The organism is Labedaea rhizosphaerae (assembly GCF_004362825.1).
Classification (GTDB): Bacteria; Actinomycetota; Actinomycetes; order Mycobacteriales; family Pseudonocardiaceae; genus Labedaea; species Labedaea rhizosphaerae.
This window is the reverse complement of sequence record NZ_SNXZ01000004.1, coordinates 117,534-143,974: the sequence shown is the minus strand read 5'-3', so window position 1 is coordinate 143,974 and position 26,441 is coordinate 117,534. Positions and strand designations below refer to the sequence as shown.

Below are 26,441 nucleotides of genomic sequence, written 5' to 3'. Positions count from 1 at the left end.
ACAAGTTCCCCCGTGACGCAGCACACAACGGTGGGAGTGCCCGCGGAGACAGCGGCCGGTGAACGACGGGTCGCGCTCGTGCCCAAAGTGGTCGAGCGCATCGTCGGCAAAGGCCTGAGAGTCGTCGTCGAGGCGGGGGCGGGCGCCGGCGCGCTCATCGCCGATGACGCGTACATCGACGCGGGGGCCGAGATCGGCGACCCCTGGCAGGCTGACGTCATCGTGACGGTGGCCCCGCCCGACGAGGACCGCATCGGCAAGCTGCGTTCCGGCAGCGTGCTGATCGGCTTCCTCGCCCCGCGCACCGAGCCCGAGAAGATCAAGGCGCTCGCCGCGGCCGGCGTGCAGGGTTTCGCGATGGAGGCCGTGCCGCGCATCTCGCGTGCGCAGGCCGCCGACGCGTTGTCCTCCCAGGCAACCGTGGGTGGGTACAAGGCGGCGTTGCTCGCCGCGCAACACCTGACCCGGTTCTTCCCGATGCTCACCACCGCGGCCGGGACCGTGGCACCGGCCAAGGTGCTGGTGCTCGGCGTCGGCGTGGCCGGGCTGCAAGCCCTGGCCACCGCGAAGCGGCTCGGCGCCCGGACCACCGGCTACGACGTGCGGCCCGAGGTCGCCGACCAGGTGCGTTCGGTCGGCGCGACGTGGCTGGACCTCGGGATCGAGGCGGTCGGTGAGGGCGGCTACGCGCGTGCGCTGACCGACGAGGAGCAGGCCGCGCAGCAGAAGGCGCTGACCGAGGCGATCAAGGGCTTCGACGCGGTGATCACCACCGCCCTCGTGCCCGGGCGCACCGCGCCCACGCTGGTGACCGCCGAGGCCGTGCGCGGCATGAAGGCGGGCAGCGTCGTGATCGACCTCGCCGGTGAGGCCGGCGGCAACGCCGAGGACAGCGTGGCCGGTGAGGTCGTCGTGGTGAACGACGTGACCCTTGTGGCGCCGCTGAATCTGCCGGCGACCATGCCGGAGCACGCGAGCGAGCTGTACGCGCGCAACGTGTTGTCGCTGCTGGAACTGATGCTCGACGAGAACGGCGCGCTGGCGCTGAACTTCGACGACGAGGTGATCGCCGGCGCGTGCGTGACGCGCCAGTACGCCACACCCGAGGAGAACTAGATGCTGGTACAGAACCTGGCGGTGCTGGTGCTGGCCGGTTTCGTCGGCTTCGCGGTGATCTCGAAGGTGCCCAACACCTTGCACACGCCGCTGATGTCCGGCACCAACGCCATCCACGGCATCGTCCTGCTCGGCGGGCTGATCGTGCTGGGCCTGGGCGTCGAGGGCACGCTGAACAAGATCCTGCTGGTGATCGCGATCGCGTTCGGCACGATCAACGTCGTCGGCGGGTTCCTCGTCACCGACCGGATGCTGGGCATGTTCAAGCCCAAGCCCAAGGCCGCTTCCTCGCAGGCCACGGACGGCTCGGACGGCGAGGTGAAGAGGTGAACTGGGTGCACGACGTCGAGTTCATCCAGTGCCTGTACATCATCGCGTTCGCGTTGTTCATCTACGGGCTCATGGGGTTGACCGGGCCGCGCACGGCGGTGCGCGGCAACAAGATCGCCGCCGTCGGCATGGCGCTGGCGGTGATCGCGACGCTGCTGCTGCCCGGGATGGGCAACTGGTGGCTGATCGTCCTGGGTGTCGTGATCGGGACGGTGGTCGGCGTTCCGGCCGCGCGCAACGTGAAGATGACCGCGATGCCGCAGATGGTGGCGCTGTTCAACGGCGTCGGCGGTGGCGCGGTCGCCCTGATCGCGTGGGTGGAGTTCCGGCACAGCAACGGTTTCGACGGCGAGCCGGCCTACGTGGCGATCGCGTCGCTGTTCGCGGCGATCATCGGGTCGGTGTCGTTCTGGGGGTCCAATGTGGCCTTCGCGAAGCTGCAGGAGCTGATCTCCGGGCGGCCGGTGTCGATCGGGAAGCTGCAGCAGCCGCTGAACCTCTTGCTGCTGCTGGTCGCCGTCGGGTGTTCGGTGGCGATCGTGGCCGGCTCCTCGTCGGAGATCCTGATCATCCTGGTGCTGGTGGCGGCGGCCGTCCTCGGCTTCACCGTCGTGCTGCCGATCGGTGGCGCGGACATGCCGGTGGTGATCTCGCTGCTGAACGCGTTCACCGGTCTGTCGGCGGCCGCGACGGGCATCGCGCTGAACAACACGGCGCTGATCGTCGCGGGCATGATCGTCGGCGCGTCGGGTTCGATCCTGACCAACCTGATGGCCAAGGCCATGAACCGCTCCATCCCGGCGATCGTGGCCGGCGGGTTCGGTGGCACGGTGACCGCGTCGGCCGGTGCCGTCGAGGGCGGGACCGTGCGTTCGACGTCGGCGGCCGACGCGGCGGTGCAGCTGGCGTACGCGAGCCAGGTGATCGTCGTGCCGGGCTACGGCATGGCGGTGGCGCAGGCGCAGCACGCGGTGCGGGAGATGGCGGAGCTGCTGGAGGAGAAGGGCATCTCGGTCTACTACGCCATCCACCCGGTCGCGGGGCGCATGCCCGGGCACATGAACGTGCTGCTGGCCGAGGCGGACGTGCCCTACGACCAGCTCAAGGAGATGGACGAGATCAACGGGGAGTTCTCCCGGACCGACGTCACGCTGGTCATCGGGGCGAACGACGTGACCAACCCGGCGGCGCGGACCGACCCGGGGTCGCCGATCTTCGGGATGCCGATCCTGAACGTGGACGAGAGCCGGTCGATCATCGTGCTCAAGCGCGGGATGTCGTCCGGGTTCGCGGGCGTGGACAACGCGCTGTTCTTCGACCCGAAGACGAGCATGCTGTTCGGCGACGCGAAGGCCTCGGTCGGCACCGTGATCGAGGAACTCAAAGCCCTCTGACCCCGGGCGTGTCCCACCTTCCAACCGGGCGTGTCCCCCGTTCCGACCGGGTGTGTCCCACGTTGGCGCGGGGTGTGTCCCCCGTTCCGACTGGGTGTGTCCCACGTTCGCGCAGGGTGTGCCCCACACTCGAGTGTGGGACACACCCTGCTTGAGTGGGGGACACACCTGTTCTGAGTGTGGGACACGCCCGGTTTGGGTGTGGGACACGCCCCGGCGGGGGATGCTGGAAGCCATGGACCAGGGGTTGTTCGGGCCCGAGTCGGTGACGTGGCAGTTGCACGCCGACCCGGCCATGTGGATCGCCGGCATCAGCAGCCTGTTCTTCCAGGCTTTGCACCCGCTGGCGGTGGCCGGCGTCGTGCAGAATTCGGACTTTCAGCGCGATCCGCTCGGCCGGTTGTTCCGGACGGCGGACTTCGTCGGAGTCACCACCTACGGCAGCACCGAACAAGCGCACCGGATCGCCGCGAAGGTGCGTTCCGTGCACGCCGTCCTGCGGGCCCGGGACCCGCGCACCGGCGACGAATTCCGGCTGGACCGGCCCGACCTGCTGTTATGGGTGCATTGTGCCGAAGTTGCCTCATTCTTGAGCGTTGTCCGTCGCGGCGGTTACCCGTTGTCAGAAGCACATGGCGATCAGTACGTGAACGAACAACGCCGCAGTGCGGCGCTCGTCGGACTCGAACTGGAAGATGTTCCAGGTTCGCTTGCTGAACTGCGCGCCTACTTGCGGTCGATCCGCCCACAGCTGCGCCGAACCGACGACGCCATGACGATCTACCGCTTCCTGCACCGCCCGCCGGTCAAGCTCCCGTGGCGGCTCGGCCTACCGGTGTACCAGCCGCTCGCCGGACACCTCGCCTATTCGGTTCTGCCCCGTTGGGCGCGCGCTCACTACGGCAAGAGCGCTTATCCGCCCGCCGTTGCCACGTCGATGCTGCGCTCGTTGCGCGCGGCCATGCTCGCGATCCCGCGGCGTGGCCACGGACCGCACATCGACGCCGCCGTCCGGGAATTCGGCGCGGACGTGCTGCCCTCGCCCCGGCGGCTGCCCGCCTGACCTCGCGCAGGTCAGCGGCCGTGCGCCTCCTGGAACCGGGCGACGAGGTCGCGGGAGAGCCGGCCGCGCTCGGCGACGTTCTCGCCCTGGCTGCGTGCCCATTCCCGAACGGCCTGGGTGTCCACGCCGGCACTGCCCACGGCGGTCTTGCCGCGGCCCCGGCGGCTGCTCACCTTGCGCGCGTGGCCGACGAACTCGGCGAGCCTTTCCCGCAGCAAGGTGGCGTTCTCGTTGGACAGATCGATGACGAAGTCCACGCCGTCAATGGAGAATTCGACGGTTTCGTGGGCTTCACCACCGTCGAGATCGTCGACGAGCTCGACCACGGTCTTCTGTGCCACGTTTTCCTCCGGCATCCGTATTCACGCGCATGTCGCCCTTTGCAACAGGAGAATAGCGAATGAATGACAGACGTCAGACACCGGCGCGCGATCAGTTCACCGGATTAGCCGCAATGGACCTTAAATATTTACTAATTGCGGTGACTGTCCGTCACTATTTCACGGCGGCGATCCGCGCGGGCACCCGGTCGGGGTCGTGGTGCGCATAGACCTTGAGCAGCAGTCGCAGCAGCTCCTGGCGCTCTTCCCGATCGAGCGGGGCGAGTAAAAGATCGTTGATCTTGCGTGTGAGCTCCAACCGGCTGCGCAGCGTTTGCTCGCCGTCCTGGGTGATCCGCACGACGTAGCGCCGCCGGTCACGCAGGTCGCGGGTGCGGCTGGCCAGTCCCTGCGCCTCGAGTTCGTCCAGCAGCGTGACCAGGTCGGACGCGTCGATGCGCAGCCGCTCGCTGATCTCCTTCTGCGACGACGGGCCGAACTCCTGGAGGCAGGCCAGGACGGCCACGTGCGGTGCACGCAACCCGTCGGGGTGCAATGCCGAGGCGAGCTTGCGGGCTTCCCGAGCCACCTGGAACACCAGGAAGCTGGGGAATTCCAGCAACGGCTCGGGCAGGACAAATACCCCATCCGGGCTTGATGCGTTCATATCGCCAGATGCTAGCGCCTGGCCATCGTTGGAGGTACCCGCCGAGTTCGCCGGTTGCCGCGCGCCCGCGGATCTGCTGCGGTGGGCGGGTGAATGAACAAGTGGACGTGATCGTCATCGGGGCCGGACCGGTCGGGGAGAACGCGGCCGACCGCGCGGTGCGCGGCGGCCTGCGGACCCTGCTGGTCGACCGGGAGCTGTTCGGCGGTGAATGCAGCTTCTGGGCGTGCATCCCCAGCAAGGCCTTGCTGCGCCCGGGCCACGCGCTCGCGGCGGCACGCCGGTTGCCGGGCGTGCCCGTGGGCGAGCGGCTCGACCCCGGGCCGGTGCTCGCCCGCCGCGACGAGTTCATCCACAACCTCGACGACACCAGCCAGGTCGACTGGGCCAAGGGCGCGGGCATCGAGGTCGCCCGCGGTCACGCCCGGCTGACCGGCGAGCGCGAGGTGACCATCAGCCGCGTCGGCGAACCCGACACGGTGGTCACAGCCAACCACGCGGTGATCGTGTGCACCGGCAGCGTCCCGCGGGCGCCGCGCATCGACGGGCTCGACCAGGTGCCCTACTGGGGTTCGCGCGAGGCGACCAACGCCAAGCAGGTGCCCTCGAGCATGGTCGTGCTCGGCGGCGGGGTCGTCGGCGTGGAGATGGCGCAGGCCTGGTCGCGCCTCGGCGCGCGGATCGACTTGGTGTTGTCCGGGTCGCGGCCGTTGCCGCGGTTCGAGCCGTTCGTGGGTGAGTTGTTGCTGGCCGCGTTCGCCGAGGACGGGATCACCGTGCACCGCGACGCTTCGGCGGTCGCGGCCGCGGGCACCGACGACGGGGTTTCCTTGACCCTGTCCGACGGGTCGGTGCTCTCGGGGGAGCGGCTGCTGGTGGCGACCGGGCGCCGGCCGAACACCGACGACATCGGGCTCGAGGTGGCCGGCCTGTCGCCGGGCTCGACTTTGGCGGTGGACGACTCCGGGCAGGTCGAGGGCGTGCCGTGGTTGTACGCGGCGGGCGACGTGACCGGGCGGGCGCCGCTGACCCACCAGGGCAAGTACGCGGCGCGGATCACCGGGGACGTGGTGGCGGCGCGGGCGCGGGGTGAGTCGGTGGACCTCTCGCCGTGGAGCAGGCACCAGTCGACCGCCGATCACTACGCGGTGCCGCAGGTGGTGTTCACCGACCCGGAGGTCGGGTTCGTGGGGCGGACCGCCGAGCAGGCGGCGTCGGCGGGGCTGAACACCAAGGTCGTCGACGTGGACATCGAGACGGCGGGGTCATACCTGCACGCGGACGGCTATCGCGGCAAGGCGCGCCTGGTGGTGGACGAGGACCGGCGGGTGCTGGTCGGGGTGACGTTCGTCGGTCAGGACGTGGCGGACCTGCTGCACTCGGCGACGATCGCGGTGGCGGGCGAGGTGCCGGTGGACCGGCTGTGGCACGCGGTTCCGTCGTTCCCGACGATCAGCGAGGTGTGGCTGCGGCTGCTGGAGTCCTACGGGTTGTGAGGCGCGGCGGTCGCGGTCCGTGTCATTGCGGGGGCGGGAGCTGGGCCGCGCGCCGCGCCAAGGCGTCCAGCGCCTCGTCGTCCGGCTTGGGCGGAGTCTTCACCCAGGTCGTCTGGGCGATCACGACCGAGGTGCCGTTGGCCTGGCTCCCGTAGCCCGCCGAGTCGAAGCTGGGCTTCAGGGCCTGCGGCCACGGCTTGCCCTGCGCGGCCGGGTCGAGGACGGTGCCGCTTCCCGGCGTGTCCGCGACGACCTTGAAGCTCGCCGCCGTGGCGTTGTCCGGGAAGCTGAGCACCGCGAGTAACACCGCGGCTTGCTTGCCGTTGACCGCCACCACGTAGCGGGCCCGCAACAGGCGGTCGCACCCGTGCTGCTGCAGCCAGGCCTGCATGTCGCCGGTCGTGTCGGCGGCGCAGTCCGCGTCCTGGGTGGTGTCCTTCGCGACGAAGTCGCCGTCGGACAGGCCCGGCATGGCGTTCGCGTCGGTCCGGGCGGGTTTCGCGGGTGCACTGGTCGGTGCACTGGTCTTCGCCCCAGCCCTGGTGGGCGCCGGCGTCGGCGCCGGGTCACCGCCGGCGGACGCGACGGCCACGATGATGCCGGTCAGCAGCAACACGCCGATCAAGGCGACCGCGGCGATCGGGAGCCAGCGGATGCCGCCGCCGGACTTGGGCTTGGCTGGGCGCTTCGGCTTGTCCGCGTCGCGGAAACGCGGGATGAGCGTCGTGCTGGCGCTCGCCATGTCCGAGGCGGTGGGGAAGCCCTCGGCCGTCAGCTCCTCGTCCATCGGCAGGCGCAGGTCGGGGGCGAGGGCGGCCAGGATGACGTGGGCCTCGCGGACCGTGCACGGCCGCTCCCTCACAGCCAGTTCGCGCGTCGCGGTCAGCAGGGTCATCGGCTCGGGGTGCAGGATGCGCACACCGCGCACCAGGTCGGCCGTCGGCTGCTCGACCTTCTCCACGTACGGCCCGACCGCGACCACGGTGCCGACCGGCACGGGCTCGGCGCGGTTGGACTGCAACAGGTTCGCGATCGCCGTGGACGCCTCGATGGCCTCGGCCGCGGGATTGGTGGCGGCGTCGTCGCCGGGGCGCACCAACGGCCAGCCGTCGGTCTTCCACGCGCCGGCCAGCGGGGCGTCGAGGCGCATGGCGGGATCCGGCAGGTCGACGCCCGCGACCACCAGGACGCCGCGGGGCAGCACCACCACCGCGTCCACCGGCCCCGGGCAGCCCGGCGGCTGCGCCCCGACCAGGGCGAACCCGCCGACCACGCCGTCGCCGCGGCCCCACGAGGTCAAGGCGGCCGAGACATCGGCCCCGATCCGGGACGGCTCGTCACCGATCCGCAGCAGTCGCACGACACACCTCCCCGACCCACCCCGTCAGCCTGCCGGACGCACACGGTATCGCCTGGACCCCTACCCCGTGGCGGGGGAGTTGTGCTGACAAGTGTGGTTCCTGTGGCAGAAGTGGACGATGACGGGGCACAATGGGCCCGGGTCGTCACACGGCACACCGGTGGACCGCCGCATCGAGAGGGCGTAGGGGAAGACGTTCCCTCGTCGAGCAGCGGAGGTCAGCAGTGAGCAGCAGTGGCAGCACCCATGGCGTGGTGTACGTCCACTCGTCGCCGTCTGCGGTGTGTCCGCACGTCGAGTGGGCGATTTCGGGCACCCTTGGGGTGCGCGCAGAGCTGACGTGGACCGCACAACCCGCGGCCCCCGGTCAGCTCCGTTCGGAGTGCTCGTGGACCGGTGAGGCCGGCACGGGCGCGAAGCTCGTGAGCGCGCTCAAAGCCTGGCCCATGATCCGGTTCGAGGTGACCGAGGACCCCAGCGAGGGCACCGACGGCGAACGCTACTGCTTCGCCCCCGGTCTCGGGCTGTGGCGCGCCCGCACCGGCGCGAGCGGCGACATCGTGGTCGGCGAGGACCAGCTGCGGGCCATCGCGACCAAGAGCAGGGGCGGCGAGTCGTTCGCGCACGCGGTCGACGAGCTGCTCGGCGCCTCGTGGGACGACGCGCTAGAGCCGTACCGCCGGGCGGGCGACGGCGCGCCGGTCACCTGGCTGCACCGGGTGGGCTAAGACCTGGGTGGGCTAAGACCTGGGTGGGCTAAGACCTGGGTGGGCTAAGACCTGGGTGGGCTGAGAACCGGGTGGGCTGAGAAACAGGGTCGGATGAGAGGCTGTCGCGTGTGGCATCGGCGACCCGAGGCAAGCAGCTCTGGTTGATCCCTGTGCTGGTCGTGGTGCTCGCGCTGACCGCGGTCGGCGCGTTGATCGCCCGGGACCGCTACCAGGAACCCGAGGAGCCGCCGCAGGAAACGACCGTGCTGCCGTCGACCACGTCGATACCGCCGGCCGCGCGGCCGGGTTCGAAGACCGTGGTGGGCACCCCGGACGCGACCGGGCACCCGCTGTACGACCAGACGCGGGCGTTGCTGCAGGTCTTCTTCGACGCGATCAACGCGAAGAACTACGACCACTGGCGGTCGGCCGTCACCCGCGAGCGAGCCGAGCAGCAACCGGAATCGGACTGGCTGAAGTCGTACCAGTCCTCCCGCGACGGCAGCATCGTGATCTACCGGATCGAGCTAGGTCAGCCGGGGACGGCGCGCGTGCTGCTGAGCTTCGTCAGCACCCAGGACGTGCGCGACGCCCCGCCGGAGCTGCCGGTGGCGTGCATCCGCTGGCACGTCGTGTTCGCGCTGACGGTGGAAGAGGGGACCTGGCGCGTCGACGGCGGCCCCACGGGAACCTCGCCCCAGCACGAGGAGTGCTGAGGCGCTACTTGCCGGCGAGGCCTTCGATGAGCCGCGTGATGTGCATCTGCCCCACCGCGAAGGCGGCCAGCGTCGACTCGATCTTGGTGAAATTCGCGTTGACCGTGGCGAAGTTCTCGTTGACCTTCGCGAAGTTCTCGTTGATCTTGGCGAAGTTCGCCTGGGTCTCGGTCCGGAAGTCGGTGAACTCCCGGTAGTGGTCGAGCTGGGTCTGCCGCAGGGCGTTCAGCGTTTGGGTGTGGGCACGTAGCTGTTGTCGGACGTCGGCGACATCATGGTCGGCACCAGACGCCAAAGCTCGTGCCGCTGCGGCTTGCGCGCGCGCCTGTTCGGCGTTCTCGTTCGCGCTGGCGATGTCGCGTTCCATCTTGACGAGCCTCGGTTCGAGGGTGTTCGGGTCGGTCACGTGTTCGAGGCTAGGAGTTGGCCCAGGGGCAAGTCGCGTCCCGAACGAATGGTCGAGACGCGACTTGCCGCTCGGCTCACGGACCCGTGAAGGCCAGGGCGACGTTGTGCCCGCCGAACCCGAACGAGTCGTTGATGGCCGCGGTGATCTCCATCTTGCGCGGCTCACCGGTCACCACGTCCAGCTGCACCTTCGGGTCCAGCTCCTCGAGGTTGCGGGTGTGCGGTACCAAGCCGTGGTAGATCGAGAGCACGGTCATGATGCTTTCCACCGCGCCCGCACCGCCGACGAGGTGACCCAGCGAGGCCTTCGGCGCGGTCAGCACCACGTCCTCGCCCAGCGCCTTGCGCACAGCTGCCGCCTCGCCCACGTCACCGACCACAGTGGACGTCGCGTGCGCGTTGACGTGCTGCACGTCCGCCGCGGTCAGCCCAGCCGAGCGCAGCGCCTTCTGGATGGCGCCGATCTGGCCGATGCCCTCGGGGTGGTTGCCGGTGATGTGGTAGGCGTCGGAGGTGATGCCGATGCCCGCCACCTTGCCGTAGACCCGCGCCCCGCGCGCCGCCGCGTGGTCCGCGCGCTCGATCACCAGCACGCCCGCGCCCTCACCGAGCACGAACCCGTCGCGCGCGGTGTCGAAGGGCCGCGACGCCGCCTCCGGGTCGTTGTTGCGGGTCGAGAGCGTCCGCGACTGGGCGAACCCGGCCACGGTGATCGGGTGGATGCACGCCTCGGCGCCGCCGACCACGACCACGTCGGCCTCGCCGTACTGGATCATCCGCCAGCCCTGCGCGATGCCCTCCGCCCCCGACGCGCACGCCGACGCGGGCGAGTGCACACCCGCTCGCGCCCGCAGTTCGAGGCTGACCATCGCGGCCGGCCCGTTGGGCATCAGCATCGGCACGGTGAGCGGCGAGACCTTGCGCAGTCCCTGGGTTTCCAGCAGGTCGTCCTGGTCGAGCAGGGTGACCGGCCCGCCGATGCCCGTGCCGATCGCCACGCCGAGCCGGTCCGGGTCGACCGGCTGCGCCTCGTCGGTGGGCATGTCGAACCCGGCGTCGGCCCACGCCTGGCGGGCCGCGATGACCGCGATCTGCTCGCAGCGGTCCATGCGCCGCGCCTGCACGCGGGGCAACACCTCGGTCGGGTCGACGGCGAGCTGCGCCGCGATCCGCACCGGCAGGTCGAACTTCTCGGGCCAGTCGCCGCGGATCTTCGACACACCGCTGCGGCCCTCGAGCAGCCCATCCCACGTGGACTGCACATCGCCACCGAGCGGCGTGGTTGCGCCGATCCCGGTGATCACGACCTCGACGTTCGTCATGCCTCCCCCTTGAGGGCGGTCGGGTTGGCGGCGCCGCTGTGCTCGGCGCCGGCCAGGAAAAACCTTGTGAACCGAACTACTTGTTCATCGACTTCGCGACGTAGTCGACGGCGTCGCCGACGGTCTTGAGGTTGGCCAGCTCGTCGTCGGGGATCTTGACGCCGAAGCGGTCCTCGGCCTGCACCGCGATCTCCACCATCGACAGCGAGTCGATGTCCAGGTCGTCGACGAAGGACTTGTCAGCGGTCACCTCGTCGGCCGCGACACCCGCGACCTCCTCGACGATCTCCGCCAAGCCCTTGAGGATCTCCTCGTTCGCCATGAACCTTTCCTTTCGTCTTGTCGCCCGGGCGGGCGCTTGAAAATCAGGGGCAGACAGCGACCTGTCCCGCATAGGACAGACCCGCGCCGAATCCAACCATCAGCATCACGTCGCCGCGGTGCACCCGCCCCGCTTGGCGCATGTGGTCCAGCGCCATCGGGATGGAGGCCGACGAGGTGTTGCCGGAGTACATGATGTCGTCGGCGACTTCCATGTCGTCGCGCGCACCCGCGGCACGCAGCTTCTTGGCGATCGCCTCGACGATGCGCAGGTTCGCCTGGTGCGGGATCAGCACGTCCACATCGGACGGCTCGATCCCCGCCACCTCCAGCGCGCGCATCGCGATGGGGGCGATCTGCGTTGTGGCCCAACGGAAAACCGCCTGGCCCTCTTGGTAGATGTACTTGTCGTCGCGCATGCCGATCGTGTGCACGAGGTCGCCCGCGCTGCCCCACGCCACCGGGCCGATGCCCGGCTCGTCGGCCGGGCCGACGACCGCGGCGCCGGAGCCGTCGGCGAAGATGATCGCGTTGGCCCGGTCGGTGTGGTCGATCGAGTCGGTCAGCTTCTCCGCGCCGATGACCAGCACCTTGCCCGCGGACCCGGACTTGACCAGGTCGGACGCGGTGGCCAGGCCGTAGCAGAACCCGGCGCAGGCGGCGTTGAGGTCGAAGGCACCGGCCGCCTTGACGCCGATCCGGTCGGCCACCTGCGCGGCCGCGTTCGGGATCTGGGTCGGCATGGTGCAGTTGGCGACGATCACGGTGTCGACGTCGGCGGGCTGCAGGCCGGCGTCGGCCAGCGCCTTCTCACCCGCGGCCACCGCCATGTCGGGCAGCGAGAGCTCCGGCGGGGCGAACCGGCGCTCGACGATGCCGACCCGGGTGCGGATCCACTCGTCGTTGGTGTCCATGCGGGTGGACAGCTCGTCGTTGGTGACCACGCGGTCGGGCTGGTAGCTGCCGACGCCCAGGATCGCGGTGGCCGCCGGTCCACTTGCCTGCCGGATGGTGCGGGTCATGCGATTGCCTCCGACTTGATCAGCTCGGCCACCTCGGCGACCTGCTCGGGTGTCTTCATGCCGACGATCGTGGCGCCCTTCAGCTCACGGCGGGCGAGGCCGACCAGCGCGCCCGCGGGGGGCAGCTCGGCGAGCGTGGTCGCGCCCAGCTCACGCAAGGTGTCCATGCACAGGTCCCAGCGCACCGGCAGGACGACCTGCGCCACCAGCCGGTCCAGCATCTCCTTGCCCGAGGTCACGACCTGGCCGTCGGCGTTGGAGAGCAGGCGGTGCGCCGGATCGCGCACCTCGATGCCGGTGGCCTTGGCGCGCAAGGCTTCCTGCGCGGGCTCCATGTACTTGGTGTGGAACGCGCCCGCGACCTTCAACCGGATCACCTTCACGCCGGCCGGCGGTTCGGCGATCGCGGCGTCCAAATCGGACAGCAGGCCGGCCGCGACGGTCTGGCCGGCGCCGTTGCGGTTGGCGGGCACCAGATCGTGCTTGTCCAGCCACGCGAGCACCTCGTCCGGGTCGCCCTTCATGACCGCGGCCATGCCGGTCGGCGCGAGCGAGCACGCGGCGGCCATCTCGCGGCCGCGCAGACCCGCGAGGGTCATCGCGTCGACGGGGGAGAACACCCCGGCCGCGGCCGCGGCGGCCAGCTCGCCGACCGAGTGCCCGGCGAACACCACGTCCGCGGGGACGTCGGTCTGTGCGCGCAGGTGGTCGAACGCGAGCAGCGACAACGCGACGATCAACGGCTGGGTGACCGCGGTGTCCTGGATCTCCTCGGCCTCGGCCGTGGTGCCCAGCCGCAGCAGGTCGAGCCCCGCGGCCTCGGACCACTCGGCGACGCGCTCACGAGCGCCGTCGAGCTCGAGCCACGGGGTGAACATGCCGGGGGCCTGGGAACCTTGACCAGGGGCGAGTAGCGCGATCACACCTCCACTGAACACGGTGACGACCCCTCGCAGTGATGCTGTGGCTCACCAAGTCGGCGCCACGGATTTGTAGGAACCCTCCAAAGGTTACTGGCGAATGACCCTGATCACACCGAAAATGTTGTGTGGGTTACGACCCCTGTGCGTCTGATCTTCACCATAGGCCTCTTGCCCTGGCGAGCCGGCCGACGCAGAGCGCGATCCGCAGGACCAGGGCGTCGCGGGGGTCGATCGGGTTGCGGCCGGTCAGCTCCGTGGCCTTGCGCAGCCGGTACCGAACGGTGTTCGGGTGGACGAACAGTAGCCGCGCGCAGTTCTCCAGCACGCCGCCGGACTCCAGGTAGGTCTGCACGGTCTCGAGCACCGCGCCCCCCGCCTCCTCCAGTGGCCGGGCGATGCCGTCGACGAGCTGCCACTCCGCCTCCGGGTCGCCGGCCAGCGCGCGCTCGGGCAGCAGGTCGGCCGAGCGCACCGGGCGTGGCGCGGCCGGCCAGCCGACCACCGCACGCAGGCCGGACAACGCCTCCGCGCTGCTGCGGTGCGCCTCCGCGAGGCTCGCCACGGTCGGGCCCGCGACGACCGGGCCCGCGCCGAACGCGTCGGCCATCCGGCGCAGGACCTCGGCGTCGTCGGGCGTCTCGGTCGCGCCGGCGAGCACCACCACGAGCCGGGAGCCCTGCACGCTCAGCAACGCCGCCCGGCTGGCCCGCGCGGCGCGGCTGCGCACCTCGTAGACCACGGTCGGCTGGTCGTCCGACGGCGGGTTGCCGACGAGCACGGTCGCCTCGGCGCCGGGGTCCCACCCGAGCGCGGCCGCGCGGGAGAGCAGCGCCTCCTCGGCGTCGCCGCGCACGATGCCGTCGACGACGAGCGCCTCCAGCCGGGCGTCCCACGCGCCCCGGGTCTCCGCGGCCGACGCGTACGACATGGCCGAGGTAAACGCGACTTCCTTGCCGTAGCGCAGGACCGCCTCGGTCAGCACGGCCCGCTCGGCGTCGTCGGCGGCGAGCGGGGGCACCTCCTGCTCGAAGACCGAGAGCGCCGCGCGCACGAGTTCCACGGTCTGGCGCAGGCTGATCCAGCGGGAGAGCTCGCGCGGAGCGGTGCGGAACGCGTCGGTGGTCAGCCGCAGGGCCTCGGAGCGGTCACGCATCCAGGCGGCGAACCCGGCGACCCCGCCCTGGGCGATCAGCAGCACGCTCGCCCGTTGGTCGGCGGGCATCCGCTGGAACCAGGGGAACTGCTCCTCCATGGCGGCCAGCGACGCCGACGCGAGCCGGCCGGAGGCGCGGTCCAGCGCGTCGAGGGTGGCCTCGGACAGCGCGGGTGAGTCCGTCATGGCGCCCAGAATTCCACGCGGTCGGATCTTCGGGCGCGGGAGCCGCGATCGGTTGGGCGCACGTGGCCCGCAACCTCTGGGCACGATTGTTCAATGCGCTGAGACAGGCCTCAAGGGCGCCTGCGGCGTCGCTTCGCGATGGGCTTCGCCCACCCTTGACCCTGTCCTCAGCGCACTGAAGGGCGCCCGGACGAGGTTGAGGGGGCGGTCTGGCCCCGTTGCCGGCTTGGCCTGCTGAGTTCCAACTCGTGATGGGGGTGGGCCTGACGGCACATTGGGGCTGGGGCTGGGTTGGGGCTGGGGCTTGCGTGCGCCGCAGGGCGCACTGCTGGTCCCCACGAATCGGGACCACGCTGGTTCGGCAGGAGCTCGCACCGTGGGGGCGCGGGGGCTCGGCCCCCGCACACGATGACGGGCCCCGGCGAAAGTGCGCCAGCACTGAGCAGGCGCAGCCGCGTCGAGGCCTCGGACCGTCCGACCATGGTTGTCGCCCCGGTCGGACGGTCCGGCTCCCCGGTCCCCACCGGTGATTCCACTATGGACTGATCATGAGTCGGGCGCCATCTATGTCCCCCATTCGTGTGATCACTTCCAAGTTGCGACGCGGTCAAGGCTGGGAAACGATCTTTTACACCAAAATGCGGGGGTTTCGGCGAGGAGGAACCGTGGGCGAACAGATCAAGAACGGTTTGGGGCAGGCGTGGACGCTTGTCGCGACGTTCGTCCCGAAGTTGTTGGCATTCCTGTTGATCCTGTTCGTCGGGTGGTTGATCGCCAAGGCCATCTCGAAGGCGCTGGGCATGGTGATGGGCCGGCTGGGCTTCGGCCGGCTGATCGAGAAGACCGGTCTTTCGCACCTGACCGCGCGTTCGGGCGTGAACGTCGGCACCATTCTGGTGAAACTGGTCTATTACTTCGTTCTGCTGATCGCGTTGCAACTCGCGTTCGGCGTGTTCGGGGAAACCAACCCGGTCAGTTCCCTGCTGAACGACGTCATCGGGTTCCTGCCGCGCATCGTCGTGGCGATCGTGCTCGTGGTCGTCGCGGCGGCCATCGGCAAGGTGGTGCGCGACCTGATCACCAGCGCGATGGGCACCCGCCAGCTCGGCCCGGCGATGGGCACGGCCGCGTACGTCTTCATCGTGGCGATCGGCGCGATCGCGGCGCTGAACCAGGTGAACATCGCCACCACGGTCACCATGCCGATCCTGATCACCGTGCTCGCCACCATCGGCGGCGTGATCGTCGTCGGCTTCGGTGGCGGGCTGATCCGCCCGATGCAGGCGCGCTGGGACGGCTGGATCAACCGCGTGCAGCACCAGCTGAACGCCGGCGCGCCCGAGCCGCGCAAGGAGACCGCGCCCGGTGGCGCGCAGCGCCCGGTGACCGCCGGGGTCGCCGCCGGCCACCAGGGTCAGCAGCGGCAGGCCGGGTCGTCGATGCAGGCCGACGGACAGGCCCACGGGCAAGCCGACGGTCACTTGCGCGGCCAGGTCAACCAGCCGCAGCCGCCGCCGTCGGACACGCCGACGCCGCCGACCGGCTTCGAGCAGCAACGCCCGCAGCGCTGACCCGCTGCCACATGGACGCGGCCCCGGCTTCGGCCGGGGCCGCGTTTTCTTGGTCACACCAGCGTCGCGGAACACCCGGGGTGGGTGCAGTGTTGTGTCTCACGACGTGCGTTCCGGGGTCGGTGAAATTCCGAGCCGGCGGTACAGCCCGCGACCCGCCTGCACCCGCAGGTGGTTGACCTGGTGGAACTCCAGGGCCGACGGTGAGAGTCCGGATGGGAGGAGCGCACGGGCTGGAGGATGCCGTGCACGTGTTGTTGGACAACGGAATCCCGTTCCTCGGGCAGACCATGTCCTACGCGGAGTTCATCGGTCAGATATTCGCGATCGCGGTCGTGTTCCTCGCGCAGCGACGCACTCTCTGGACCTGGCCGGTGCAGTTGGTTTCGGTGGCCCTGCTGTTCGGCGTGTACGCGTCGGCGCACCTGGGCGGCCTCGCCGTCCGTCAGGTGATCGTCGGCGTCATCGCCATCTACGGCTGGTGGGCCTGGGTTCGCAGGCGTGACCCGGTCTTCGGCGTCGTAGTGCGGACGGGTACCTGGCGTGAACGTGCGGTCGCCGCCGCGGTCTTCGTGGCCGGGACGGTCGGGTTCGCGCTGGTCCTGGACGCGCTGGACGCCTCGTGGGCGCCTTGGCCGGACGCGGCGATCTTCGTCGGGACGGCGTTGGCGTTCACGTTGCAGGGGATCGGGCTGGTGGAGTTCTGGGGCGTCTGGCTGGTGGTGGACGCGATCGGCGTGCCGCTGCAGCTCAAGTCGCACCTGTACTTCAGCGCGCTGGTGTATGTGATCTTCGCCGTGCTGGTGGTCAACGGCCTGTGGTCGTGGCGCAAGGCGGCGAAGCGAGCACCGGAGAAGGCGGCGGCCACGGCCGCGGCCTGACCTGAGTGCGGGACACACCCCGCCTGAGTGCGGGACACACCCCGCCTGAGTGTGGGACACGCCCTGCCTGAGTGTGGGACACACCCGGCTTGGGTGGGGGACACGCTTGGGCGGGGTGGTCAGGCCGACGCGTCGGCGCGGAAGGCGTCGGCGTCGGCCTGGTCCGCGATCGGGACCGCCAAAGCCTTGGCGCGCAAGGACTCTGCTCCCGCCGGGTCGCCGTTGAGGGCGGCTGCCCGGGACAGTGCCAGGTACGCGTAGGCGCGGTCGAAGTCCTGCAGGTCGTGCCGTTCGGTCAGCGCCCAGCACCGCTCGGCGTGGTGGGCGGACCGCTCCGCGACCCCGGCCAGCGTGTACGCGTGCGCCAGCAACCATTCCGCGCGCTGGCGTTCTTCGGGCCCACCGGCCTGGTACCAGTGGTAGGCCTGCGCCTGCGCGGCCCGGATCACGGCCTCGGCGTCCTCGCCGCTCAGCGACGCCCGGTCGCCGATCCGGACCCACGTCTCGTTGTTGAGCAACCGCCCGAAGACCTGGTGGATCCCCGGATCGCCCGCGGCCGAAGCGAAAGCCGCCAGGACGGCGTCCCAGTCGACCGGGTCGCCGCCCGACTGCTCGATGCGGATGCGGGTCGTCACCGGGGTGGTGGCGGTGAGCTCGACGAGGACGTCCGCCTCGCCGAGGCGCCACCGCAAGGCGCCGAAGGGCACCGACTCGACCTCGACCGGCGCGGTCGCCAGGGGCCACCACGCGGAGCGGCCCTCGGTCAGCAGACCGAAGGCGCGCTCCGCTGCGGCGAAAACCCCGCGAACGGCCATCCCTTACGCGACGCCCGGGTCGGACGTCTGCGGGCCGGCGGCCGTCACGTCGTCGATGCGGTACTTGCGTGCCGCCTCCACGACCCGCTGCTGGTCGACCTCGCCGCGCTGGGCGAGCCCGGCCAGGGTGCCGACCACGATCGACTCGGCGTCCACCAGGAAGTGGCGGCGAGCCGCCGGCCTGGTGTCGGAGAAGCCGAAGCCGTCCGTGCCGAGGGTGACCATGGTGGTGGGCACCCACGGGCGGATCAGGTCGGGCACGGCACGCATCCAGTCCGTCGCCGCGACGACCGGCCCGGCGGCCTCGCTGAGCACCTGCGTCACGTACGGCACGCGCGGCTCGGCCTCCGGGTGCAGCAGGTTGTGCCGGTCGACCTCGACCGCGTCGCGGCGCAGTTCCGCGAACGACGTCGCCGACCACACGTCGGCCTGCACACCCCACTCCTCGTTCAGCAGCTCCTGCGCCTTGAGCGCCCACGGCATCGCGACGCCCGAGGACAGGATCTGCGCGCGTGGACCGGTGCCCTGCGGCGCCGCCTGGTAGCGGTAGAGCCCGCGCAGCAGACCCTCCACGTCCAGGTCCGCCGGCTCGGCCGGCTGCACGTACGGCTCGTTGTAGATGGTCAGGTAGTAGTAGACGTCCTCGGCCGCCTCGCCGTACATCCGGCGCAGACCGTCCTTGACGATGTGCGCGATCTCGAACGACCACGCCGGGTCGTAGGAGATCACCGCCGGGTTGGTCGCCGCCAGCAGCAGCGAGTGCCCGTCGTTGTGCTGCAGGCCCTCGCCGGTCAGCGTGGTGCGCCCGGCGGTCGCGCCGAGGATGAAGCCGCGGGCCATCTGGTCGGCCGCGGCCCACAGCCCGTCGCCGGTGCGCTGGAAGCCGAACATCGAGTAGAAGATGTAGATCGGGATCATCGGCTCGCCGTGCGTGGCGTAGGACGTGCCCGCCGCGGTGAAGCTGGCCGTCGACCCGGCCTCGTTGATGCCCTCGTGCAGGATCTGACCTTGCTCGCTTTCCTTGTAGGACAACATGAGCGTTGCGTCCACAGAGGTGTAGAGCTGGCCGTTGGGGTTGTAGATCTTCTGCGTGGGGAACATCGAGTCCATGCCGAACGTGCGGGCCTCGTCCGGGATGATCGGCACCAGCCGCGGCCCGATCTCCGGGTCCTTGGCCAGGTCGCGCACGAGGCGCACGAACGCCATCGTGGTCGCGACTTCCTGCTTGCCCGACCCGCGCCGGATCACGTCGTAGACCTTGTCGCCGGGCAGCACGAGCGCCTTGGCCTTGTGCCTGCGCTCCGGCACGAACCCGCCGAGCTGGCGGCGGCGCTCGGCCAGGTACTGGATCTCCGGCGCGTCCGGACCCGGGTGGTAGTACGGCGGCAGGTACGGGTCGCGCTCGAGGTCGGCGTCGCTGATCGGGATCCGCAGCTCGTCGCGGAACATCTTCAGGTCGTCGAGGGTCATCTTCTTCATCTGGTGCGTGGCGTTGCGGCCCGCGAAGTGCGGGCCGAGGCCGTAGCCCTTGATGGTCTTGGCGAGGATGACGGTCGGCTGGCCGTGGTGCTCGGTGGCCGCCTTGTAGGCCGCGTAGACCTTGCGGTAGTCGTGACCGCCGCGCTTGAGGTTCCAGATCTCCTGGTCGCTCATGTTCGCGACGAGCTCCTTGGTCCGCGGGTCGCGGCCGAAGAAGTGCTCGCGCACGTAGGCGCCGTCGTTGGCCTTGTAGGTCTGGTAGTCACCGTCGGGGGTGACGTTCATCAGGTTGACCAGCGCACCGTCGCGATCGCCGTGCAGCAGCGTGTCCCACTCGCGGCCCCAGATGACCTTGATCACGTTCCAGCCGGCGCCGCGGAAGAACGACTCCAGCTCCTGGATGATCTTGCCGTTGCCGCGGACCGGGCCGTCGAGGCGCTGCAGGTTGCAGTTGATCACGAAGGTCAGGTTGTCGAGGTGGTCGTTGGCCGCGACGTGGATCAGCCCGCGCGACTCCGCCTCGTCCATCTCGCCGTCGCCCAGGAACGCCCACACGTGCTGGTCGGACGTGTCCTTGATGCCGCGGTCGTGCAGGTACCGGTTGAACCGGGCCTGGTAGATCGCGTTCATCGGGCCGAGGCCCATGGAGACCGTCGGGAACTCCCAGAAGTCCGGCATCAGCCGCGGGTGCGGGTAGGACGGCAGGCCGCCGCCGGGACCCGCGTGCGAGTACTCCTGGCGGAACCCGTCGAGCTGGTGCGCCGAGAGCCGGCCCTCGAGGAACGCGCGGGCGTACATGCCGGGGGAGGCGTGGCCCTGGAAGTAGACCTGGTCGCCGCCGCCCGGGTGGTCCTTGCCGCGGAAGAACCAGTTGAAGCCGACCTCGTACAGCGTGGCCGACGACGCGTACGTCGAGATGTGCCCGCCGACGCCGATGCCCGGGCGCTGCGCCCGGTGCACCGTCATGGCCGCGTTCCAGCGGATCCAGGCCCGGTAGCGGCGCTCGGTCTCCTCATCGCCGGGGAACCAGGGCTCGCGCTCGGTGGGGATGCTGTTCACGTAGTCCGTGCTGGTCAGCGACGGGACGCCGACGTGGTTCTCGCGGGCGCGCTCCAGCAGGCGCAACATCAGGTAGCGGGCGCGTTGCTGGCCGCCGCCGCGCATCATCGCGTCGAACGACTCAAGCCACTCTGCGGTCTCTTCCGGGTCGATGTCGGGCAGGTATGCCGCAAGACCGTCGCGGATGACGCGGACCCGCTCAGGTGTGTTCGAACCGGTGTTCTGCGGGGCCAACGTGTCTCCTCGCGTTAACTTCATCGTCGTTGATGCCTCATACCGCGCGTACGCGCGCGCGGTATGCACGGTCCATCCTCGTCTGAATCGAACCGTCCGTCATCCTTACTGGTCAGTACGCCCGCGTGGGGTGTGCCACGAGGGTGCCGGACGACGATCGCGCCGTGGTGGACACCCACCGGTTCCGGCGTGTCCGGGTGCAAAGTGTTGCGCATGTGGGCACCGCCAGTGTTCGCTATCGCAGACCGGAGTGAGGTGCGGTACGAATCGTGCCTTGGGGAAGATCGAACGTGGAGGAGTGGAACCGTGGTCGCCGCGGGAGACGGCCGGTATTCGGACGTCGCCGAAAGGCTCGGTATCGAGCCTGGCATGGTGGTTCAGGAGATCGGCTGGGATGAGGACGTCGATGACGACGTGCGCTCGGCGATCGAGGAACAGATCGGTGGAGATCTGCTCGACGAGGACGCCGACGAGGTCGTCAACGTCGTGCTGTTGTGGTGGCGGGAGGACGACGGGGACCTGGTAGACGCCCTCGTCGATGCGACCGGGCCCCTCGCCGAGGACGGCGTCATCTGGGTGCTGACCCCCAAGACAGGCCGCGAAGGCCATGTCGAACCGAGCGAGATCGCCGAAGCCGTGCCGACGGCTGGGCTGTCCCAGACGTCCAACGTGAACGTCGGCACCGATTGGAGCGGATCGCGGCTTGTCTGGCCGAAGACCTCGAAGTCCAAGCGCTGAGAGCCCAGCGCGTCCGCCTGCCGGGGTGCCCTAGGCTGGTGACCCCTGCGGGTGTCACCGCAGGTCACACCCGGGAGGAAGTTCGGTATGGCGGTCGAGGTCGGCTCCAAGGCTCCTGACTTCACCTTGAACGACTACAACAGGCAAGCGGTCACCCTCTCGTCCTTCCAGGGCGAGAAGGCCGTGCTGCTCGTGTTCTACCCGTTCGCGTTCAGCGGTATCTGCACCGGTGAGCTGTGCCAGCTGCGGGACGAGTTCGAGACCTACGACTCGGACGTCGTCCAGGTCCTCGGCGTGTCCGTGGACACCCCGTTCAGCCTGAAGGCGTGGGCGGACCAGCAGGGCTACCAGTTCCCGCTGCTGTCTGACTTCTGGCCGCACGGCAAGGTGGCGCAGGCCTACGGCGTGTTCAACGAGGACGCGGGCCTGGCCGTGCGCGGCACGTTCTTGATCGACAAGGACGGCATCGTGCGGTTCGCCGAGGTCAACGCGCCCGGCGAGGCACGCGACCAGGAAGGCTGGAAGAAGGCCGTAGCGGCATTGTGATGTTCGTCCGCCCACGCTCAGGTGCGTGGGCGGGCCAGGGCGTATAGCTCAGCGGAAGAGCACTCGGTTTACACCCGAGCGGTCGCAGGTTCAAATCCTGCTGCGCCCACTCGCTCAGGCCTACCCTGCTCGCGGAGTGCGCTCGCCGGTTCGCTCGTCGTCATTCCCGGGGGCCGAGCCCCCGGACCCCCACGGTGCGAGTTCCTGCCGACCCAGCGTGCGGGCGTTGAGTGGGGACCAACGGCGGCGGATAGCCGAACAGTTCGGTTCCTGCCGAGCCACCATGGTTGAGTTGGGGCTGCGGGCGTGTGTTGCCATCCGGGTTTTACCGGGCTCTGCACCCTGGTTCCTCGAGTGGATAACCGAACAGCTCCGGCCCGCAGCCGGCCAGCGTCTTGGCGCTGCGGGCGTGGGATGCGATCCGGGGAACCGAGGTCGCCCTCGGCCAAAGGAATCGAACCTTTAATCGCCAGATAACCGAATCGCTTCGGCCCGCAGCTGACCCTAGTTTAGGGCCCGTGACCGCCGCGGGCCACCGAATTGAGCCGGGCGCGCAGGAACGCTCGTTCCGGCTCGGTCTCCGTCAGGGCAAGGGCTCTCTCGTAGGCCTCAGCCGCTTCGGCCGGGCGACCCAGGCGGCGGAGCAGGTCCGCGCGCACGGCGTGGAACACACGGTACGACGGCAGGTCCAGTTCGTCCACAAGGGACAAAGCGGCCGCCGGACCGTCCACTTCGGCCACGGCGACGGCGCGGTTGAGGGCCACGACCGGGGACGGCGTCAAGGCCAGCAACTGGTCGTACAGCTGCACGACCTGCGTCCAGTCGGTCGGCGGGTCGCTGTGCACGGCGTGGATCGCGGCCTGCAGCTGGTACGGGCCGGGCTGTCCGCGGCGCAGGCACGCACGCACCAGCGACTGGCCCTCGGCCACCATCGATGCGTTCCACAGCGTGCGGTCCTGGTCGGCCAGCAACACCAGCGAGCCGTCCGGGGCCGTCCGAGCAGGGCGGCGGGACTCGGTGAGCAGCATCAACGCCAGCAGGCCCATCGCCTCGGGCTCGTCCGGCATCAACGCCACCAGCACGCGTGCCAGCCGGATCGCCTCGGCGCACAGGTCCTTGCGCACAAAAGAGGAGTAGCCCTCGTTGAAGATCAAGTACAGCACCGACAGCACACTTTGCAGCCGGTCCGGCAGGTCCGATTCGTGCGGCACCCGATACGGGATGCCAGCATCGCGGATCTTGGCCTTGGCGCGCACGATCCGTTGCGCCATCGTCTTTTCCGGCACCAGGAACGCGCTCGCGATCTCCGTCGTGGTCAGGCCGCCGAGCAGGCGCAGCGTGAGCGCCACCCGCGCGGGTTCGGCCAGGGCCGGGTGGCAGCAGGTGAAGATCAGCCGCAGGCGGTCGTCGGGCACCGCACCCTCCTCGACCGGTTCGGCCTCCGCGTGCAGCAGGGCCGCTTGGGCTTGTTTGTCCGCGCGGGCGGCCTCGCGGCGCAGCCGGTCGATGGCCCGGTTGCGCGCGGTCGTGATGATCCAGCCGGCCGGGCTGGGCGGCGGGCCGTCGACCGGCCAGCGGCGGGCGGCCTCGGTGAACGCGTCCTGCACGGCGTCCTCGGCGATGTCGATGTCGCCGAAGACCCGCACCAGCACGGACACCGAGCGGCCGTACTCCTCGGCGTAGACGCGCCCGACGTCCATCAGTCCACCAGCGGCCGCACTTCGATGGGCAACGTGGTCGCCTCGGCGAACCGGCGACCCCACGCCAGCGCCTCGTCCAGGTCGGCGGCCTTGATCACGGTGAAGCCGCCGAGGTGCTCCTTGCCCTCCACGAACGGCCCGTCGGTGATCATGGCGTCGCCGCCCTTCGCGCGCACCACGGTCGCGGTGTCCGGGGCGTGCAGGCCCGCCGAGAACACCCAGGACCCAGATTTCCGCAGGTCACGCTGGATCTGCTGGAGCTGCGCGATGATCGGCTCGAGGAACTCCGGCTCCGGCGTCGGGCCGTCCGGCTGGTAGATGCTGATCAGGTATTGCTTCATGTCTCCCATACGAACCACATCCCGCCGGATCGACATGTTGAATCGGATCATGACCGAATCCGTGCGGCAATTCTGGGACGAGCAGGCCGCGACCTTCGACGACGAGCCCGACCACGGTTTGCGCGACCCGGCCGTGCGCCAGGCGTGGGCCGAGCTGTTGCTGCCGCTGCTGCCCGAGCCGCGGCAGGTCACCGACCTCGGCTGCGGCACCGGCACCCTGTCCGTGCTGCTCGCTGAAGCCGGGCACGACGTGCGCGGGCTCGACCTGGCCGACGAGATGGTGGCCGCCGCCCGGCGCAAGGCGGCCGCGGCCGGCGTCACCGCCGAGTTCCGCCAGGGCGACGCGGCCGAGCCGCCGTACGAGGACGCGTCGACCGACGTGGTGCTGGCCCGGCACGTGCTGTGGGCGATGCCCGACCCCGGCGAGGCACTGCGCCGGTGGACGCGGCTGCTGCGGCCCGGCGGCATGCTGATCCTTGTCGAAGGCCGCTGGCGCACCGGCGAGGGGAGCGCGGGAATCGCCGCCGGCGAATGCGCGTTGTTGGTGCGCGAACACCGCGGGGAGGCCGTCGTGCGGTTGCTGCCCGAGCCCGTGTACTGGGGCAAGGAGATCGACGACGAGCGCTACCTGCTGGTGAGCGCGCGCTGAACAGCCAGAAATGCAGTGTCAACCAGTGAAGGGTTAACTAGGCCCCATGCCTCTTGACGGAACATACGAGCCCAGCCCGGAGAAGTGGGTTCGGGACCAGGTCGAGACCTTCGAGAAGACCGGTGGCGCAGAGGCCAACACCATGCGCGGCAAGCCGGTGATCATCCTCACCAGCAAGGGCGCGAAGTCGGGCAAGCTGCGCAAGACGCCGCTGATGCGCGTCGAGCACGACGGCAAGTACGCCGTCGTCGCGTCGAAGGGCGGCGCTCCGCAACACCCCGTCTGGTACCACAACCTGGTCAACCACCCGCACGTCGAACTGCAGGACGGCGACGTCCGCAAGGACTACAAGGCCCGCCTGGTGGAGGGCGACGAGAAGCGCGAGTGGTGGGACCGCGCCGTGCAGGCGTGGCCGGACTACGCGGAGTACCAGACCAAGACGGATCGCGAGATCCCGGTCTTCGTGCTGGAGGAGATCAGCTGAGGCTGAGCATGGGCGCCCGCTCGCGGGCGCCCATCGCGTTCTCGGTCAGTTGCCGGTCGGTGCCGGGGTCTTCTCGGGCTCGGCCGGTGCCGCCGCGGGCTTGGTGACCCGCCGCGTCAGGAACGGGACCGGGGCCCGGTGCACCTGGTGCGGACTGCGTCGTTCCGGCACTCGCACGACCGAAACGGCTGCGCTCGCCAGCAACGTCATCTCTTTCACGCGTCCTCTCGGGCAAGGCAGTGGGCAACACCGTGATCGACGGCATGCCCGTCTGCAACATTGTGATTCCCCATGGAGCTGGCCGAAGTTTCCCGGCCGCCGAACAACGCTAGGAGGCGCGCGCCCAGCCCACAAGCACGCGTTCGTGTGAACAACGCGTTAAGGCGGGTGGCGTGCGTCTCAGTCCGGGGTCAGCCGCGGTTCGACCGGGAGATCACCGCTTGAGCAGGGCGCCGATCTCCTGGCTCGACTCGCCGGCCTGCGCGAGGTGCTGGAGGTTCTCCGGCACCTCCTCGCCGCGGTGCAGCTTGGCCTGCGTGTAGAGCCGGCCCGCGCGGTAGGACGAGCGCACCAGCGGCCCGGCCATCACGCCCGCGAACCCGATCCGCTCCGCGGCTTCCTTGTGCCGCAAGAACTCCTCGGGCTTGACCCACCGGTCGATGGGGTGGTGGCGCAGCGAGGGCCGCAGGTACTGGGTGATCGTGATGATGTCGCAGCCCGCGTCGTGCAGGTCCTGCAACGCCGCCACGACCTCCTCTTCGGTCTCGCCCATGCCGAGGATCAGGTTCGACTTGGTGACCATGCCCGCCTCGCGGGCCAGGGTCAGCACCCGCAGCGAGCGCTCGTAACGGAACGCCGGGCGGATCCGCTTGAAGATCCGCGGCACGGTCTCCAGGTTGTGCGCCAGCACCTCCGGGGCGGAGCCGAAGACCTCGGCCAGCTGGTCGGGCTCGGCGTTGAAGTCCGGGATCAGCAGTTCGACGCCGGTGCCCGGGTTCAGCGCGTGGATCTGGCGGACGGTCTCGGCGTAGAGCCAGGCACCGCCGTCTTCCAGGTCGTCACGGGCGACGCCGGTGACCGTCGAGTAGCGCAACCCCATGGCCTGCACGGATTCGGCGACCCGGCGGGGCTCGTCGCGGTCGAGGTCGGCCGGCTTGCCGGTGTCGATCTGGCAGAAGTCACAGCGCCGCGTGCACTGCTCGCCGCCGATGAGGAAGGTGGCCTCGCGGTCTTCCCAGCACTCGTAGATGTTGGGACAGCCGGCCTCCTCGCACACCGTGTGCAGGCCTTCGCGCTTGACCAGGCCCTTGAGTTCCCGGAACTCCGGCCCCATCTTCGCGCGGGTCTTGATCCACGATGGCTTCTTCTCGATCGGCGTCTGGCTGTTGCGGACCTCGAGCCGCAGCAGCTTCCGACCTTCGGGCACAACCGTCACGC

General features: G+C 69.9%; 28 protein-coding genes, 1 tRNA gene and 1 riboswitch. Of the genes, 14 read left to right on the top strand and 15 right to left on the bottom strand.

The window, feature by feature from the left end; all coding sequences use genetic code 11:
* Nucleotides 1-12: 12 nt before the first annotated feature.
* From EV186_RS23395 to EV186_RS23380, 4 genes are all read left to right on the top strand, one after another.
* A complete protein-coding gene (locus EV186_RS23395; protein ID WP_133851552.1) occupies nt 13-1,116 on the top strand; it encodes an NAD(P) transhydrogenase subunit alpha in 1,104 nt (367 codons plus the stop codon).
* Nucleotides 1,117-1,446 (top strand): NAD(P) transhydrogenase subunit alpha part 2, encoded by a 330-nt coding sequence (locus EV186_RS23390; protein ID WP_133851551.1) that lies wholly within the window; start codon nt 1,117-1,119, stop codon nt 1,444-1,446.
* A gap of 5 nt (nt 1,447-1,451) precedes the next feature.
* Nucleotides 1,452-2,840 carry an NAD(P)(+) transhydrogenase (Re/Si-specific) subunit beta gene (locus EV186_RS23385; protein ID WP_279538324.1) on the top strand — a complete coding sequence of 463 codons (1,389 nt, stop codon included), beginning with the start codon at nt 1,452-1,454 and terminating at the stop codon, nt 2,838-2,840.
* Nucleotides 2,841-3,117: 277 nt separating this feature from the next.
* Nucleotides 3,118-3,903 (top strand): oxygenase MpaB family protein, encoded by a 786-nt coding sequence (locus EV186_RS23380; protein WP_243754224.1) that lies wholly within the window; start codon nt 3,118-3,120, stop codon nt 3,901-3,903.
* 11 nt (nt 3,904-3,914) lie between these two features.
* Here the strand turns inward: EV186_RS23380 and EV186_RS23375 are convergent, their stop codons facing one another.
* Both EV186_RS23375 and EV186_RS23370 read right to left on the bottom strand, forming a co-directional pair.
* Nucleotides 3,915-4,244, bottom strand: a complete 330-nt coding sequence (locus EV186_RS23375; RefSeq protein WP_133851550.1) for a histone-like nucleoid-structuring protein Lsr2 — start codon at nt 4,242-4,244, stop codon at nt 3,915-3,917.
* A gap of 154 nt (nt 4,245-4,398) precedes the next feature.
* Complete coding sequence (locus EV186_RS23370; RefSeq protein ID WP_133851549.1) at nt 4,399-4,890, bottom strand: MarR family winged helix-turn-helix transcriptional regulator; 492 nt, start codon at nt 4,888-4,890, stop codon at nt 4,399-4,401.
* Nucleotides 4,891-4,997: 107 nt separating this feature from the next.
* Here EV186_RS23370 and EV186_RS23365 point away from each other — a divergent pair, with 107 nt between their 5' ends.
* Entirely contained in the window at nt 4,998-6,386 is a 1,389-nt protein-coding gene (locus tag EV186_RS23365; protein ID WP_166659337.1) for a dihydrolipoyl dehydrogenase family protein, read from the top strand.
* A 22-nt stretch (nt 6,387-6,408) separates the two neighbouring features.
* Here the strand turns inward: EV186_RS23365 and EV186_RS23360 are convergent, their stop codons facing one another.
* Nucleotides 6,409-7,746 (bottom strand): P-loop NTPase family protein, encoded by a 1,338-nt coding sequence (locus EV186_RS23360; RefSeq protein WP_133851547.1) that lies wholly within the window; start codon nt 7,744-7,746, stop codon nt 6,409-6,411.
* A 224-nt stretch (nt 7,747-7,970) separates the two neighbouring features.
* Between EV186_RS23360 and EV186_RS23355 the strand changes: the two genes are divergently transcribed.
* Together EV186_RS23355 and EV186_RS23350 are read left to right on the top strand one after the other, a co-directional pair.
* Complete coding sequence (locus EV186_RS23355) at nt 7,971-8,474, top strand: DUF3145 domain-containing protein (protein WP_243754223.1); 504 nt, start codon at nt 7,971-7,973, stop codon at nt 8,472-8,474.
* A 152-nt stretch (nt 8,475-8,626) separates the two neighbouring features.
* Nucleotides 8,627-9,172: a hypothetical protein gene (locus EV186_RS23350; RefSeq protein WP_208115789.1), complete on the top strand. Its 546-nt coding sequence runs from the start codon at nt 8,627-8,629 to the stop codon at nt 9,170-9,172.
* Nucleotides 9,173-9,176: 4 nt separating this feature from the next.
* Here EV186_RS23350 and EV186_RS23345 read toward each other — a convergent pair whose 3' ends face one another.
* From EV186_RS23345 to EV186_RS23320, 6 genes are all read right to left on the bottom strand, one after another.
* Complete coding sequence (locus tag EV186_RS23345; RefSeq protein WP_133851544.1) at nt 9,177-9,539, bottom strand: hypothetical protein; 363 nt, start codon at nt 9,537-9,539, stop codon at nt 9,177-9,179.
* Nucleotides 9,540-9,654: 115 nt separating this feature from the next.
* A complete protein-coding gene (locus EV186_RS23340) occupies nt 9,655-10,902 on the bottom strand; it encodes a beta-ketoacyl-[acyl-carrier-protein] synthase family protein (protein WP_133851543.1) in 1,248 nt (415 codons plus the stop codon).
* A gap of 76 nt (nt 10,903-10,978) precedes the next feature.
* Nucleotides 10,979-11,224, bottom strand: a complete 246-nt coding sequence (locus EV186_RS23335) for an acyl carrier protein (protein ID WP_133851542.1) — start codon at nt 11,222-11,224, stop codon at nt 10,979-10,981.
* Between the two features lie 43 nt (nt 11,225-11,267).
* Nucleotides 11,268-12,245 (bottom strand): beta-ketoacyl-ACP synthase III, encoded by a 978-nt coding sequence (locus tag EV186_RS23330; protein WP_133851541.1) that lies wholly within the window; start codon nt 12,243-12,245, stop codon nt 11,268-11,270.
* Nucleotides 12,242-13,183 (bottom strand): ACP S-malonyltransferase, encoded by a 942-nt coding sequence (locus tag EV186_RS23325; protein WP_133851540.1) that lies wholly within the window; start codon nt 13,181-13,183, stop codon nt 12,242-12,244. Before EV186_RS23325 ends, EV186_RS23330 begins: the two co-directional genes overlap by 4 nt.
* 139 nt (nt 13,184-13,322) lie before the next feature.
* The gene (locus EV186_RS23320; protein ID WP_133851539.1) at nt 13,323-14,507 is read right to left on the bottom strand and encodes a PucR family transcriptional regulator; all 1,185 of its coding nucleotides are present in this window, start codon (nt 14,505-14,507) and stop codon (nt 13,323-13,325) included.
* Between the two features lie 665 nt (nt 14,508-15,172).
* On the opposite strand from EV186_RS23320, the gene EV186_RS23315 reads away from it, so the two are divergent.
* Nucleotides 15,173-16,078 carry a mechanosensitive ion channel family protein gene (locus EV186_RS23315; RefSeq protein ID WP_133851538.1) on the top strand — a complete coding sequence of 302 codons (906 nt, stop codon included), beginning with the start codon at nt 15,173-15,175 and terminating at the stop codon, nt 16,076-16,078.
* A 105-nt stretch (nt 16,079-16,183) separates the two neighbouring features.
* Nucleotides 16,184-16,309, top strand: a riboswitch (FMN riboswitch).
* Between the two features lie 14 nt (nt 16,310-16,323).
* The gene (locus tag EV186_RS23310; protein ID WP_133851537.1) at nt 16,324-16,959 is read left to right on the top strand and encodes a nicotinamide mononucleotide transporter family protein; all 636 of its coding nucleotides are present in this window, start codon (nt 16,324-16,326) and stop codon (nt 16,957-16,959) included.
* 119 nt (nt 16,960-17,078) lie between these two features.
* Here the strand turns inward: EV186_RS23310 and EV186_RS23305 are convergent, their stop codons facing one another.
* Both EV186_RS23305 and aceE read right to left on the bottom strand, forming a co-directional pair.
* A complete protein-coding gene (locus EV186_RS23305; protein WP_133851536.1) occupies nt 17,079-17,774 on the bottom strand; it encodes a hypothetical protein in 696 nt (231 codons plus the stop codon).
* A gap of 3 nt (nt 17,775-17,777) precedes the next feature.
* Nucleotides 17,778-20,570 (bottom strand): pyruvate dehydrogenase (acetyl-transferring), homodimeric type, encoded by a 2,793-nt coding sequence (gene aceE / locus EV186_RS23300; RefSeq protein ID WP_133851535.1) that lies wholly within the window; start codon nt 20,568-20,570, stop codon nt 17,778-17,780.
* A gap of 282 nt (nt 20,571-20,852) precedes the next feature.
* Between aceE and EV186_RS23295 the strand changes: the two genes are divergently transcribed.
* The 3 genes from EV186_RS23295 (at nt 20,853) to EV186_RS23285 (ending at nt 21,939) form a co-directional block, all read left to right on the top strand.
* The gene (locus EV186_RS23295) at nt 20,853-21,284 is read left to right on the top strand and encodes a DUF3052 domain-containing protein (RefSeq protein ID WP_133851534.1); all 432 of its coding nucleotides are present in this window, start codon (nt 20,853-20,855) and stop codon (nt 21,282-21,284) included.
* 87 nt (nt 21,285-21,371) lie between these two features.
* Complete coding sequence (locus tag EV186_RS23290; RefSeq protein ID WP_133851533.1) at nt 21,372-21,830, top strand: peroxiredoxin; 459 nt, start codon at nt 21,372-21,374, stop codon at nt 21,828-21,830.
* A gap of 37 nt (nt 21,831-21,867) precedes the next feature.
* A tRNA-Val gene (locus EV186_RS23285) sits at nt 21,868-21,939 on the top strand.
* Between the two features lie 400 nt (nt 21,940-22,339).
* Here EV186_RS23285 and EV186_RS23280 read toward each other — a convergent pair.
* Both EV186_RS23280 and EV186_RS23275 read right to left on the bottom strand, forming a co-directional pair.
* Nucleotides 22,340-23,530, bottom strand: a complete 1,191-nt coding sequence (locus tag EV186_RS23280) for an RNA polymerase sigma factor (RefSeq protein WP_133851532.1) — start codon at nt 23,528-23,530, stop codon at nt 22,340-22,342.
* Nucleotides 23,530-23,871 (bottom strand): YciI family protein, encoded by a 342-nt coding sequence (locus EV186_RS23275; protein ID WP_133851531.1) that lies wholly within the window; start codon nt 23,869-23,871, stop codon nt 23,530-23,532. The genes EV186_RS23280 and EV186_RS23275 overlap by 1 nt, the downstream gene beginning before the upstream one ends.
* Before the next feature lie 49 nt (nt 23,872-23,920).
* Here EV186_RS23275 and EV186_RS23270 point away from each other — a divergent pair, with 49 nt between their 5' ends.
* Both EV186_RS23270 and EV186_RS23265 read left to right on the top strand, forming a co-directional pair.
* Nucleotides 23,921-24,520 carry a class I SAM-dependent methyltransferase gene (locus EV186_RS23270; RefSeq protein ID WP_133851530.1) on the top strand — a complete coding sequence of 200 codons (600 nt, stop codon included), beginning with the start codon at nt 23,921-23,923 and terminating at the stop codon, nt 24,518-24,520.
* A gap of 46 nt (nt 24,521-24,566) precedes the next feature.
* Nucleotides 24,567-25,004, top strand: a complete 438-nt coding sequence (locus tag EV186_RS23265) for a nitroreductase family deazaflavin-dependent oxidoreductase (RefSeq protein WP_133851529.1) — start codon at nt 24,567-24,569, stop codon at nt 25,002-25,004.
* A gap of 45 nt (nt 25,005-25,049) precedes the next feature.
* Here EV186_RS23265 and EV186_RS39030 read toward each other — a convergent pair whose 3' ends face one another.
* Nucleotides 25,050-25,223: a hypothetical protein gene (locus tag EV186_RS39030; RefSeq protein ID WP_166659293.1), complete on the bottom strand. Its 174-nt coding sequence runs from the start codon at nt 25,221-25,223 to the stop codon at nt 25,050-25,052.
* Nucleotides 25,224-25,437: 214 nt separating this feature from the next.
* Nucleotides 25,438-26,439, bottom strand: a complete 1,002-nt coding sequence (lipA, locus tag EV186_RS23260) for a lipoyl synthase (RefSeq protein ID WP_133851528.1) — start codon at nt 26,437-26,439, stop codon at nt 25,438-25,440.
* Between the last annotated feature and the right edge of the window lie 2 nt (nt 26,440-26,441).